At 44.9% G+C, this 14,278-nt stretch carries 10 protein-coding genes; 8 read left to right on the plus strand and 2 right to left on the minus strand.

The features are described 5' to 3' along the window. Positions 1-35: 35 nt before the first annotated feature. The gene (locus tag ACPEGP_RS02140) at positions 36-629 is read left to right on the plus strand and encodes an Rrf2 family transcriptional regulator (RefSeq protein ID WP_144296295.1); all 594 of its coding nucleotides are present in this window, start codon (positions 36-38) and stop codon (positions 627-629) included. Positions 630-874: 245 nt separating this feature from the next. Here the strand turns inward: ACPEGP_RS02140 and ACPEGP_RS02145 are convergent, their stop codons facing one another. Together ACPEGP_RS02145 and ACPEGP_RS02150 are read right to left on the minus strand one after the other, a co-directional pair. Beyond that, a complete protein-coding gene (locus tag ACPEGP_RS02145; protein ID WP_423813790.1) occupies positions 875-1,621 on the minus strand; it encodes a hypothetical protein in 747 nt (248 codons plus the stop codon). Between the two features lie 195 nt (positions 1,622-1,816). Next, complete coding sequence (locus tag ACPEGP_RS02150; RefSeq protein WP_423813791.1) at positions 1,817-2,860, minus strand: dienelactone hydrolase family protein; 1,044 nt, start codon at positions 2,858-2,860, stop codon at positions 1,817-1,819. Positions 2,861-3,298: 438 nt separating this feature from the next. Between ACPEGP_RS02150 and ACPEGP_RS02155 the strand changes: the two genes are divergently transcribed. The 7 genes from ACPEGP_RS02155 (at position 3,299) to ACPEGP_RS02185 (ending at position 14,207) form a co-directional block, all read left to right on the plus strand. Beyond that, complete coding sequence (locus tag ACPEGP_RS02155; protein WP_423814231.1) at positions 3,299-4,483, plus strand: MFS transporter; 1,185 nt, start codon at positions 3,299-3,301, stop codon at positions 4,481-4,483. Between the two features lie 314 nt (positions 4,484-4,797). Further along, positions 4,798-6,462 (plus strand): fatty acid--CoA ligase, encoded by a 1,665-nt coding sequence (locus ACPEGP_RS02160; protein WP_423813792.1) that lies wholly within the window; start codon positions 4,798-4,800, stop codon positions 6,460-6,462. A 334-nt stretch (positions 6,463-6,796) separates the two neighbouring features. After that, entirely contained in the window at positions 6,797-8,893 is a 2,097-nt protein-coding gene (locus ACPEGP_RS02165) for a propionate--CoA ligase (protein WP_423813793.1), read from the plus strand. Between the two features lie 322 nt (positions 8,894-9,215). Then, complete coding sequence (locus tag ACPEGP_RS02170; RefSeq protein ID WP_144296291.1) at positions 9,216-10,700, plus strand: CoA-acylating methylmalonate-semialdehyde dehydrogenase; 1,485 nt, start codon at positions 9,216-9,218, stop codon at positions 10,698-10,700. A 194-nt stretch (positions 10,701-10,894) separates the two neighbouring features. After that, positions 10,895-12,055 carry an acyl-CoA dehydrogenase family protein gene (locus ACPEGP_RS02175; protein ID WP_306495774.1) on the plus strand — a complete coding sequence of 387 codons (1,161 nt, stop codon included), beginning with the start codon at positions 10,895-10,897 and terminating at the stop codon, positions 12,053-12,055. A 79-nt stretch (positions 12,056-12,134) separates the two neighbouring features. Then, on the plus strand, positions 12,135-12,917 hold the full coding sequence (locus ACPEGP_RS02180) for an enoyl-CoA hydratase (RefSeq protein WP_191691621.1): 783 nt from the start codon (positions 12,135-12,137) through the stop codon (positions 12,915-12,917). A gap of 57 nt (positions 12,918-12,974) precedes the next feature. Further along, a complete protein-coding gene (locus ACPEGP_RS02185; protein WP_423813794.1) occupies positions 12,975-14,207 on the plus strand; it encodes an enoyl-CoA hydratase/isomerase family protein in 1,233 nt (410 codons plus the stop codon). Positions 14,208-14,278 lie beyond the last annotated feature (71 nt).

The raw sequence follows: 14,278 nt of genomic DNA on the forward strand, positions 1-14,278 counted from the left end.
AGTTAATATTCATCTCAAACAGGGGAGCGCAAAAAATGCGACTGACCAACTATAGTGATTATGCGCTGCGCTCATTAATATATTTGGCGATTAAGCCTGAGCCGCATCTATTGGCAAACATCAGTGACATTGCCAACAGCTACAATATCTCTAAAAGTCATTTAACCAAGATTATTCACCAGCTTGGGCAGCTTGGTTATATCGACAGCGTACGCGGTAAAAATGGCGGTATTCGCTTGGCTTGTCGGCCAAAGGATATCAATTTGGGCGTATTGATTAAGCAAATTGAGCCAGATTTTAATTTGGTTGAATGTTTTTCGACTGATTTATTAGTAACTGCCAAACCCGATGCTAATACTAATAGCACGGCGAATAGTCCGGTTATTAGTGAAGACAGCGGGGTCGCTAAAGATTTGGCTTTGACGCTTATCGATGAAGAGGCCAGTGCGGTGGTCAAATCAGGCTGTATCATCAGCCCTGTTTGTCAGTTAAAGCAGGTATTTTTTGAAGCACTGACTGCTTTTATCAACGTTCTTGAGCGTTATACCTTGGCGGATATTATCAGTAATGAGTCAGAATTGGCTGAGCTATTGTTTTATAGAAATAACCTCAATGGCTTTGTAAAATAGAAGCTTTATATAGTCAGTGCAAAATAAAAGCGATACGTTATAGCTATGTGCGACTGGTATAAATTTTCCTTGCTTGCTGTTATCACAGAGGCTACGAAAAATTCATCCCAGTCGCACTGTATCAATTTTAAAGTGATTCTACTATATATAAAATCGCCACAAAAAAAAGCTGCCCCACTAGTAATAATATGGGTAGCCTTTTTTATTATCAATTTCTAATTCATTCAACTTAAGCATCTAAACGTTTAAGCTTTTTCAAGCTTCGGACGTGCTTTATCAATAGCTTTTAATAAGGCTTTTTCAAACTCGCCTTCCTTAAACTTCACCAAATAAGAATGCGCGGCGCAAAAATTACGCACTTCTCGCCATTCGTGGGCAAGATTGGTCGCCCAATCGCAGTATTGCTTGCCAGCATCAGGCTCATCCTTAAGCGCTTTTTTGGTGGTTGGGTGCAATAGCAGCTCAGGCAACACCGCTTCTAGGAGTTTGGTTGGCGGACTCATAAAGGTGTCATCGACGTGTAGGCTTTTACTGGCAGGATGAAAGGCCAACAGCGACCCTGCATGAATCATCTCATTAGGTGAGATATAGTGAATGCCTTCTGACATAGAAAACTTTAGCTCAGGATAACGCTTGGCGACGGCCTCGCTTTCGACCAAATCGTCTGCCCATTGCACCTCAGGGATTTTTTTATGATGACGGCAACTGCCATAAAAAGTCGCTTGCGGGAAATCTTTTGCCATCTGCGCGCAGTGAATCGTATGAAAGGGATGGACGTTGAGCACAGCTTCAACATCTTGCCCATTATTGGTTAAGCTCATTACCTCATCCCGTACGTCGCCAGTAAGCTTATAGCTATCTAAAAAGATAAAACGCCCTGAATCTAACTTAATCAGTGAGCATTGAGTACCTATATTAAGGACGCCGCCTATGCGAAACGTACCGCGAATATTCCAAAATCCTGCGCCTAAATCATGTATTTTATCGGTCATTAATATTCTTCCTTAATCATTATTTTATGAGTTTTTTTAATTGTTAGTCATAGCAATAAATATGGATAGTTTTTGATTATGATTTTTTGAGCATGCAAAGTCTGTAAGCAAAAGGATATCAGCACTATAAATATGTAAGTTTAAAAAAGATAAGTGAGGAAAAGTATTAAATACAAGGCAATTTAAGAGCAGTGCTTATCCACAATCTTTATGATCGTAAGAAGATATACGGGGGCTGTTGCCATAGTTTTCGTTATGGCATAAAAATTTATCGAAGCGAGTATCACCATTGATGTAGCGATGCATCCAAGCAATACCCGGTTTGCTGAGTAATATCTCATTAAAGCGATAGCTTGGACAAAAGTGGCTGCCGTTTTTTATTTCAATCTTCATTTTTGGCCCAGCAGCATGATTATAAAACGGACTGCTGTACTTCTTATTAGAGGCAATGCGGTCATTTTGGCAGGTAATAAATAACGCGGGCGTGTCCATAATGCCGTAGTCTTTATCATGATAGGGCGTTTGCGTAATAATGGCGCGAACGTCACTGCGCTGGGTTGCTAACTGCAGCGCGCCACCACCGCCCATCGACCAACCGATGGCGCCCAAACGTATGCTATCTATTTGCGCACCTACTGTACTATCGCTCACAATATGATCGAGGGCGGCGCTCAACTGCGTCGCACGGCTATTTGGATCATCATAAATAGAGTTGGTTTCGATAGTAATCACCACAAATCCCCAAGATGCCAGACGCGGACCCCACCATTTAATCGATGCTTCATAAGACACATAACCGGGAATCACTGCGATGCCGCCTAACAGGCCGCAGTCTCCAGCATTGGTAGGATAATGAATGGTGCCGCCGCCAAAGCCATTGGCCAGCTGACGGGGAATGGCTTTACTCGCCACCGTAAAAGGACCGTTATCACGCGTAGCTGACAGCTCAGCTGCGGTAATGACACTATCAGCGATACAGTTTGATCTGGAGGCTGTAGATGTTGTGGTGGTTAAAGTTGCTTTACTTGCAGACACTTTGGCTAATGATGCAGGGATTAATAATGTTTCGTTTGAAGCCGCTTTGGTTGCTGTAGTTGGTAAGGTAACGGTTGATTGCTCTTTAATTGAAAGGGTTTGAATTGAGTCTGTTGGTTGTGCTGCCACTGCTGCCATATTCACAGAAATAATCAGTGTGCCGGTTAGGGTAATCAATCTTAGATAAAAAGGGTTGTTTAACATGATAAAGGGTCTGTTAGATGATGGTTGGTTTTAATAGCAAAGCAAAATAATAGTAGACAGTAATCTATTCACTGTCAAAAATATCAGTCACCTTTCCAGTGCTAAAACGGCTTTTATAAAGCGGCATTTAAAAAGCTGGCGTGAATAACATACCGAAACCTGAGTCTGGTATTTGCTGTGATAAAATCACCAATCAGGCATCTTTTTATAGTCAGTTATAAGTTTTATGGTAGGCATGATGTAATTGCTACCACTTATTTCTATCACCCATGCGTCATTTAGTACGAGCCAGCACAAAAGTCAGCTCTAGCTAAAAAAGCACTCAATATAGTCAGTCATACTTTGAATAATAATATAAATAACAGTATAAATAGTGATAGCGATGTTAATGGCAAAGCCGCTGGTATTAACCAAGATAACAGCGTCAGCAATCGCCGTATCAACACGCCCTTTGACGCGCCTTCATGGGTACTCAAGCTGACGATTGGCTTGATTGGAATGTTTGCTTTTTTGCAGGTCTATTCTATTCAAGCTATTTTGCCAGTCTTGATGATGGATTTCACCGCAACTGAGGTGCAGGCGGGCATGATTGTCGGTGCCACCATATTGGCAATTGCTATCATGTCACCATTTTTGGGCATGCTGTCTGATGCAGTAGGACGCAAGTCATTTATCGTTGGGGCGTTATTGTTTTTAGCGATACCCACTGCGTTAATTGCCCAAAGTCCGAATATCGGCTGGATGGGCATGTGGCGCTTTATGCAGGGATTGTCTGTGCCCGGTATTACGGTGGTGACGATTGCTTATATCGGCGAAGAGTTTGAGGGACGGGCGCTCACTGAGCTGATGTCGTTTTATGTGTCAGGGTCGGTGCTCGGCGGCTTTATGGGGCGCTTTTTACTTGGGCACTTGCACGAGCTTATTGGTTGGCGCGCTGGCTACTATGTGATGGCAGGTATGACGCTGATCGGGGCGCTGTGGGTGGGTAAAATGCTGCCCGCATCACGGCACTTCGTTGCTAATCCCAACTTTCGCTCAGCCATGCAGACCCTCGGTGAGCATTTGATCAATCGCTATGTTGTCACTTCCTGTTTGCTTGGTGCTTGCGTGTTGTTCTCGTTGGTTGGCTGTTTTACCTTTATTAATCTGCATTTGGCCGATACACCTTATGAATTAAGCACAGGTGCGCTTGCCAATATTTTTGCGGTGTATTTAATTGGCGTTGTCATTACGCCATTATCGACGACGTTGCTGCGCCGCTTTGGTTCAGCGCGTACGGTTCGCGTGGCAGTTATTATCTCGATGTTTGGCGTGCTCTTAACGCTCGTGACGCCGCTTTGGGGCATCGTACTGGGGCTTGCCATCATGTCTAGCGGCGTCTTTATTACCCAAGCGGCCACCATCAGCTATATCGCGGTTAATGTCAAAAAAGGACGCTCATTGGCCTCAGGCTTATATTATATGGGCTATTACGCGGGTGGCACGATGGGCGCGTGGCTCTGCGGCATTGCTTACGCGCGTGGACAATGGTCGCTGACGATTTGGTTATTATTGTTTGTACAAGTGCTGGCTCTATTGGTCGCTAGCATTGGGATGGTCAAAACAGTGGCTCGCGCGGAGTAATATAGATTTTTACTACCCTTTAACATACACTTTTAACCTCACTCGACCCTATAACCTAACTTGCCATAACACAATAATCTAAGTATTTAAACGTCAATCAAAGAACCTATAGTCGTCAGCGACTTACGCAAGCAGGCTTTACATGGCTTAGGTTTTTTCTTACTATCAATGAAGCTTATCAAGAATGACGATAAGTATTGCCATCAATAATAGCCACGCGTATACCGATAAAAATACTCTGTTTTTATAGGTGTCTTAAACCCTATTAAAAGTGCTTTAAAATAATTAAAATCACCCACAAGGAAGTCAAATTTATGTCAAATATTTATCATAGTGCGCCATCAGCTTACGATTATCCCTTAATCGTCAAGCAACTCTTAAACCGTGCCAAAACGGTGTCGCTAGAGCAAGAAATTATTTATGCCGATAAAAAACGCCTCACTTATAAAGAGTTGTTTGAGCGTATCAATCGTTTAGCTAATGTTTTAGCCGACCTAAATCTTGATGCCGGTGATGTGATTGCGGTGATGGATTGGGACAGTCATCGCTATTTAGAATCGTATTTCGCCGTACCGATGTCAGAATATATTTTGCAAACCGTCAATATCCGCCTGTCACCTGAAAAAATCCTCTATACCATCAACCACGCTAAGCCAAAAGTATTGCTACTAAACTCTGAGTTTGCGCCATTGGTGAAAGACTATCAGTTTGAAAACTCTAGCATTGAGCATATTATTTGGCTTGATGACAATGGCGTGTCACATGAAGGCGTCTTTGGCGGTAATCAAAATCGCGTCACTGGAGAGTATGAAGCATTGTTAGAGGCCGCCAGTAGCGAGTTTGATTTCCCAGATTTTGATGAAGATACTATTGCCACGACTTTTTATACTTCAGGTACAACAGGCGATCCAAAAGGGGTGTTCTTTAGCCACCGCCAACTGGTCTTGCACAGTCTGACGGAAGCCGCGACCTTGGGTATGCTGCCCAATAAACAAGGCGTCAGTTACGGCGATGTTTATATGCCGATGACGCCGATGTTCCACGTTCATGCTTGGGGCTTCCCGTTTACCGCCACAATGGTTGGTTTAAAACAAGTCTATCCCGGACGTTACGCGCCTGATGCCTTGATGGATTTGATTATCAATGAAAAGGTCAGTATCACCCACTGCGTACCAACGATTTTGCAGATGGTACTCAAAGAAGCGCAAGAGCGCGATACCAGTTTTAATGGTTTAAAAATGATTATCGGTGGTTCGAAACTGACGGAAGGCCTAGCGAGAGCAGCATTAGCGCAAGATATTGAGGTTTATACTGGTTATGGCATGTCTGAGACTGCACCGCTTATTAGTTTGACAGAATTTAGCCTAAATGAGCCTGAGATGTCTGAGGACGAAGATATCGCTCGCCGCTGTATGACGGGTAAGCCAGTACTGATGGTGGACGCTCAAATATGGAATACTGATAATGAGTCCGTCGGTACGGGCAAAGACAATACCGGCGAGTTAGTGCTGCGCGCGCCTTGGCTAACACAAAGCTATCTGAAAAATGACGATGCTGGTAAAGAGCTGTGGGAAAATGGCTATATGCATACCCAAGATATCGCCTATATGCGTCCTGATGGTTATATTAAAATCACCGATCGTTTAAAAGACGTCATCAAGTCAGGCGGCGAGTGGATATCGTCATTAGAGATTGAAACGATTTTATCCTTGCATCCCGCAGTCGCTGACGTATCGGTGATTGGTATCCGTGATAAACAATGGGGCGAGCGTCCGCTAGCTTTGATTGTACTCAAACCTGCCTGTCAAGATACTAACGCCGATGACATCAAAGCGCTTGCCGAACAGGCGGTAGCGCGGGGAATTATTCCTAAATACGGCGTGCCAAGTCAGTTTAAGTTTGTCGATGAGCTGCCAAAAACCTCGGTCGGTAAACACGATAAAAAAGTCATGCGCGAAATGTACGATGAGCAGAAATAAGACTTCATTAAATAGTCAGCTGTTTAAAACGCTTGCGTTAAGCAAAATATCAAATGGCTGACACGCTTAATAGTTGACCTTTATCACTAGCTCTGCTACATTTTAAACCGATACATAACGTATCGGTTTTTCAGTTCTGGCAGGGACAGCCAGTTTTATACTATGATAGTATTGAATAAGAGCGTATCTTATAAAGCGTCATATTATAAATATGATCTCTATAAAAGCGCTTTTTATAGTTTATAAAGTCATCTCTTATAAAAGCACTTTTTATAGTATCGCTTGTTATAAAAAAATACAGCATTACCCATCGTTTACGCTAAGGACAGCCATTATGAACGAGCAAGTCATTCGTCGAAATTCTCAACAAACCAGCCAGCCAGCTATAAATCACAATAATAATCAAAACCTTACTCAATCCTCTAGCCAAGATTCTCACCCATCATTTGATAGCACGCAAAGCTTTGCCGACATTTATCAATCCTCTATTGATAATCGCGAGCAGTTTTGGGCGGAGCAAGCCAAGCGGATTTATTGGCACAAAGAGCCTGAGCAAACCCTTGATGACAGCAATCTGCCATTTGCCAAATGGTTCGTCGGCGGTGAAACCAATCTTTGCTACAACTGTGTCGATCGCCATCTTGCAGAGCGCGCTGAGCAAGATGCCTTTATTTGGCTATCCTCTGAAATTAACCAAGAGTTAATCGAAACTTTTCCTGCCGTAGTTGATGCTTTTAATGATTTGGGCAATAACGTTGAGCTTTATACCGATTATACTAAGCGGCGCCTGACCTATAACGACCTTTATAAAGAAGTAAATTACTTCGCCGATGTGCTACAGCGTCATGGTATCGAGAAGGGCGATCGCGTCATCATTTATATGCCGATGATTTTAGAAGCCGCTTATGCCATGCTCGCCTGTGCGCGTATCGGTGCGGTGCATTCGGTGGTGTTTGGTGGCTTTGCAGCCCATAACTTAGCCATCCGTATGGATGATGCTGAGGCAAAAATGGTCATCACTGTCGATGCAGGTCTACGCGGCGGTAAAGTGATTAATTATAAAAGCCTCGTTAATCAAGGTGTTGAGCAAGCGACAATCAAGCCCGAGCATGTACTAGTGGTCAATCGTGGTGTATTACCGTTCGAGCCAAAATCTATCGATGTCGATTATGCAGCCCAGCGCCGTATCAGTTGTGAGGCCAACGCCATTGTTGAGCCAGTATGGTTAGAGTCAAATACGCCGTCGTATCTTCTGTATACTTCAGGCACCACTGGGACGCCAAAGGGTGTGCAGCGCGATACCGGCGGTCATGCAGTGGCGCTAACGACGTCGATAGATTATATCTACGATGGCAAAGCGGGCGAAACTTTTTGGGCGATATCAGATATCGGCTGGGCAGTTGGGCATTCTTATACCATTTATGCGCCGTTGCTGGCTGGCATGACCAGTGTCATGTATGAGGGCTTGCCGCATCGTCCAAACCCAGGTATTTGGTGGCGGATTGTCGAAGCAAATAAAGTGAATATTTTATTTACCGCACCGACGGGTGTGCGTATGCTGAAAAAACAAGATGAAACGTGGATGACCCGCTATGATGTCTCTAGCCTGAAGTCATTCTTTTTAGCAGGCGAGCCACTCGATGAATCAACGGCCAATTGGTTAACCAAGCATTTAGGGGTGCCGATTTTAGATCATTATTGGCAGACAGAGTCTGGCTGGCCAATTTTGAGCAATACACCCAAATTTAATCATAAACCGCACAAACAAGGCTCGCCCGGTTATCCGATGTATGGCTATGATGCCCACGTCATCAATGAAGAAACCGGCGAGCTTTGTAAAGCTGGTGAAAAGGGCTTACTCGCCATTCGCGCTCCACTGCCGCCTGGTTGTCTCACGACTGTATGGCGTAATGACGAGCGCTTTATCAGCAGCTATTTTGGTCTGTTTGATGGCAAGCACTACTCTACATCAGATTATGCAGTGACCGACGACGAAGGCTATTTTTATATTTTAGGACGCACCGATGATGTGATTAATGTCGCCGGTCATCGTATTGGCACGCAAGAGATTGAGGAGGCCATCAGTACTCATCCAGAGATGGCTGAATGTGCGGTCGTGGGTATCAAAGATCAATTAAAAGGCGAGTTGCCGATTGCTTTTTGTGTGTTAAAAGACCATGAGCAAGTGGCGACGACCGAAAACCGTTTCCGTATTGAGCAGCAAGTGATTGGTGCGGTAGTAAAATCCTTGGGCGGTATCGCTCGTCCAGCGGCGATTTATTTCCCGCAAGCATTACCCAAAACGCGCTCTGGCAAAATCTTACGCCGCGCTATTCGTGCTTTAGCGGAAGGTAATGAAACGGGAGATATGTCAACGCTTGACAATCCAACGGCGATTGATGCGATTAAAAAATCGATGAAAGATTATTAATCTAATAGTGTATTAATTGAAAAAATTCAGTCATCTTAATATCGGGAAAAGCTCATGTACCATCATGGGCTTTTTGGTTTTTAGACTGATAAATTTTATAGATGGCGACTATCGCAAATAAAAGTTTGATAAAGCGCTTGACCCTAAAATTGATTTATTGCTATAGTCAATAACGATACGAAATAAATCATTTTAAAAAAATATTTAAAGGGTAATAATGGACAGTTTTTATCCCTTTTAACAATATACTTGTATGAATACTTTTTTATAAATACTGGCCCACCATTAAATGGTGAGCAAACAAACAAGATAAGGATATCTTATGCATCACGTTCAGCAGCTTATCGATGGTCAATTTGTTGATTCTAATACCAGCGAATGGATTGACATCACAGATCCCGCCACCCAAGAAGTCATCGCCAAAGTTCCGCAAACGACTGACGATGAAATCAATCAAGCCGTCGCTGCCGCCCAAAAAGCGTTTCAGACATGGCGTAAAACGCCTATCACCACACGTGCGCGTATTTTTTTAAAGTATCAAGAACTGATTCGCGAGCATATGGATGAGCTGGCAGAAATCTTAACCGCAGAGCAGGGAAAAACCATTGCTGATGCGCGCGGTGATGTATTTCGTGGTTTAGAAGTGGTCGAGCATGCCGCAGGTATTGCCAATCTGCAAATCGGCGACTTCGTTGAAAACGTCGCAACAGGCGTCGACACCTATAGTATCTGGCAGCCACTTGGTGTCTGTGCTGGTATCACGCCATTTAACTTTCCCGCGATGATTCCACTATGGATGTTCCCAATGGCGATTGCGACGGGTAACACCTTTGTCCTTAAACCTTCTGAACAAGATCCGATGGTAACCATGCGTTTGGTTGAGTTGGCAGTTGAAGCTGGCGTCCCTGAAGGCGTGTTAAACGTCGTGCACGGCGGTAAAGCAACCGTTGATGCCATTTGCGATCATCCAGATATCAAAGCAGTTTCATTCGTTGGCTCAACCAACGTCGGCAAGCATGTCTATGAGCGCGCTAGTCAATCTGGCAAACGTGCCCAGTGTATGATGGGTGCCAAAAACCATGGCGTTATCCTACCTGATGCCAATAAAGAACAAACGCTCAATCAGCTAGCGGGTGCCGCCTTTGGTGCAGCCGGTCAACGTTGTATGGCGCTGTCGGTCGTGGTGCTAGTGGGTGAGGCAGGTGAATGGATTGACGATATCAAAGCCAAAGCAGAAGGCTTAGTGGTTTCAGCAGGCAAAAACGACAAGGATTTAGGTCCGCTCATTTCACCTGCTGCAAAAGCGCGTGTCGAGCATCTGATTGGTACGGGAGTAGAAGAGGGTGCTAGTCTACTTCTTGATGGTCGCGGCATCACGGTTGAAGGGTTTGAGAAGGGCAACTTTGTAGGCCCGACTATCTTTGATAACGTCACCGCGGATATGCAAATTTATCAGCAAGAAATCTTTGGCCCAGTACTGTGTATCATGCGTGCAGCTGACCTTGATGAAGCGATTGAGCTGCTTAATGCCAATCCAAATGGTAATGGTACGGCTATCTTCACTCAGTCAGGCGCTGCTGCGCATAAATTTCAACAAGATATTATGGTTGGTCAAATCGGTATTAACTTGCCGATTCCTGTGCCACTACCGATGTTCTCATTCTCAGGCTCACGTGCCAGTAAGCTTGGCGATTTGGGTCCTTATGGTAAGCAAGCGGTACAGTTCTATACCCAAACCAAAACGGTCACTGCCCGCTGGTTTGATGACGAGGCAAGCCGCAGCGTCAATACCACTATTTCAATGTAGTCGTCAATCGACTATATTTGCAGCGTCCAAGCAATATAGCGACACTCTTGCTCAGTATTTTTTAGCAAAAGCATGATTTATGATTGTCGTTATAGCGCTGCTATACTGTATAACCAGCACGGTTTAAACCACAGTAGACTGACGGCTTATAACCTTTTTTCCCATATTTGCTATACATGCACAAGGATGACTCTATGGATTTTTCATTGACCGAAGACCAAATCGCCTTTCGCCAAACTGCCAGACAGTTTGCGCAAAAAGAGCTAAAGCCCAACGCGGCTGAATGGGATCGTACTTCGCACTTTCCAGTCGATGTCATCAAAAAAACCGGCGAGCTTGGCTTTTTAGGGCTGTATACCAACCCAGAATATGACGGCTTAGGGCTACCACGCCTAGATTCTGCCATGGTGTTTGAGGAGCTGGCTTGGGGTGATACCGCCGTTGCCGCCTATATGAGTATCCATAATATGGCGGGTTGGATGATCGGGGAATATGGTAGCGACGCTTTGTGTAAAAAGTATTTGCCCCATATGGTCAGCGGTGAATGGCTTGGCAGTTACTGCTTAACAGAGCCGAATGCCGGTTCTGATGCCGCCTCATTACGTACCAAAGCCGATAAGCAAGGCGATTACTATGTGCTTAATGGCGAAAAAACTTTTATATCAGGGGCAGGTTCAACCGATGTGTTAGTAGTTATGGCACGTACAGGCGCTGCAGGGCCAAAAGGGATCTCGGCATTTGTCGTAGATGCCCATAGCGCTGGTATTGAGTATGGCAAAAACGAGCATAAAATGGGCTGGAAAGCGCAACCAACGCGAACGATTAGTTTTAAAAATGTCAAAGTACCAGCAGAAAATCTCATCGGCGAGGAAGGTCAAGGCTTTCGTATTGCGATGAAAGGCTTAGATGGCGGTCGTATTAATATCGGTATCTGTGCAGTTGGTACAGCGCAGTCAGCACTTGAGACCGCGACCAATTACGTGCAGGAGCGTAGCCAGTTTGGCAGCCCGATTGCCAGCTTACAGTCAGTACAGTTTAAACTTGCTGATATGCTCACCCAAACCATTACTGCAAGGCAAATGCTGTATTTAGCGGCTAGCAAAATCGATAATAATGACGCGCAAGCCTCTACCTACTGTGCCATGGCAAAGCGTCTGTCTACTGATCTTTGTTTTGATGTTGCCAATGAAGCTTTACAGCTGCATGGTGGTTATGGCTATCTCAATGAATATCCGCTTGAGCGCCATGTACGAGACTTGCGCGTGCATCAGATTTTAGAAGGCACCAATGAGATTATGCGGGTGATTGTCTCGCGCCAGCTTATGCAAGATGATGCGTTGAGTCAGTTACGCTAGCCCAACAATATTATAAAACTGCTTTATTAAGCGTTTTGAATAAAGTCATTTTATAGAAAGATAATAACAAGGAAGTTCCATGACCGATTATACCAATTTAAAGCTCTCAATTGACGGCCATATTGCTACCGTCACACTGAATAACCCACCAGCCCATACCTGGACGATGGACAGTCTGCCAGCGCTCAAGCAACTGGTCACTGACCTCAATGCCAATGATGATGTTTATGCCTTAATTATCCATGGCGATGGGGAAAAGTTCTTTTCAGCAGGTGCAGATTTAAATAATTTTTCAGACGGTGATAAAGGACGTGCGATAAGTATGGCTATCGCGTTTGGTGAGGCATTCGAAGCCTTATCAGCCTATCGCGGCGTCAGTATCGCGGTTATCAATGGCTATGCGATGGGCGGTGGACTTGAGTGCGCGCTGGCTTGCGATATTCGTATCGCAGAAGCGCATGCACAGATGGCTTTACCAGAGACGGGCGTGGGCTTACTGCCCTGTGCAGGCGGGACGCAAAACCTACCTTTACTGGTTGGTGAAGGTTGGGCGAAGCGTATGATATTGTGCGGTGAGCGCGTCGATGCCGAGACAGCATTGCGCATTGGCTTAGTCGAAGAAGTCACGGCAAAGGGTGGCGGTTTATTAGCGGCGCAAGCCTTAGCGCAAAAAGTCGCTAAGCAATCACCTGTGGCGGTCAGTTATTCGAAACAGCTTATCCAAGCGGCAAGAAATACCCCGCCTGCCCAAAACCTTATCCATGAACGTGAAGCTTTTGTTAAGTTATTTGACACCAACGATCAGCGCGAAGGCGTACAAGCATTCTTAGAGAAGCGCACACCCAATTGGCAAAATAAATAGCCTGTAGGGATGTCTTAATATTTACTTTACTCATTTTAATTTTGGTAGGTCTCTTTTATGACAGCAGTAACAGAAAACATAGAACAAGAAGCGCCGGTCCTATTCAATACTGAGCCGACAGAGTGCGGTCACCTGATTGGCATAATGATGTTAAATACGCCAAAGTCTCTGAATGCGCTCAGCGTTGAGATGTGTCAATTATTAGCCAAGCAGCTAGAGCAGTGGCAAAACGACGATCAGGTAGTGGCATTGGTGTTAAAAGGGGCAGGTGACAAGGCGTTTTGTGCTGGCGGTGATATCCGTAAGCTGTATGACAGCATGTCCAGCAGTGTGCCGCTACCGAATCCTTATGCGACAGAGTTTTTTGGTCATGAATACCGTTTGTATCGGCAGATGCATTTTTATCCAAAGCCATTAATCCTCTGGGGTGACGGCATTATCATGGGTGGCGGCATGGGTCTGATGGCAGGTTGTAGTCATCGTTTAGTCACCGAGCGCACGCGTTTTGCCATGCCAGAAGTGACCATTGGACTGTTCCCTGACGCTTCTGGTAGTTGGTTCTTGCAGCGCATGCCTGCTAAAACAGGTTTGTTCTTAGGGCTAACAGGTGCGATGTGTAATGGCAGTGACGCTTTATTAGCCAATCTTGCAGAGTATGCTGTTGCCAGTAGTGATTACGATGCTGTCATACAACGTTTAAAACAGAGTAATTGGCAAGGAGCAGCTGACAACAATGATAAACATCATAATAATAGCGCTCATAGTATCGTTAGTCGTGCGCTTACCGCACAGCCTGTTGCTGAGTTGCCTGCAAGTAAGCTTGCGATATATTGGAAACCTATCCAGCAATTAATGAACAGCGGCGGCTTAGGAGATATTGATGCACTTCTACAAAGTGACGAAGCGCTTGCAAAATTAGATACAGACTTTGCAGCAGATAGCTGGACGCAGCGCGCAGTAGCTACTTATCGTCACGGCTGCCCTGTAACTGCCGCTTTGACCTATGCGCTTTACCACAAAGTCACCGACTTATCGCTTGAGCAAGTTCTGTATTTAGAGACCAACGTAGCTGTGCATTGTGCCGCCAATCCTGATTTTAAAGAAGGCGTACGTGCGCTACTGATTGACAAAGACCGTAATCCGCAGTGGTCACGTTCACTGGCAGACTGTCTCAGTAGCGAAGGGCAGGCGTATATACATCAGCACTTTGTGAATCCTTATGCTAAAGGTGAGCATCCGTTAGGCGATTGGTTGGGTGAAGACGCTTTAGGCAGCCAGCTTGTACGCTAAGAGCTTATCGGCTCATTATAAGAATCAGGTATAAATTAAAAAACGTAAAACTATGTGTAGCACTGTCGGCA

The organism is Psychrobacter sp. 219-2-C, assembly GCF_049560815.1.
Taxonomy (GTDB): domain Bacteria; phylum Pseudomonadota; class Gammaproteobacteria; order Pseudomonadales; family Moraxellaceae; genus Psychrobacter; species Psychrobacter faecalis.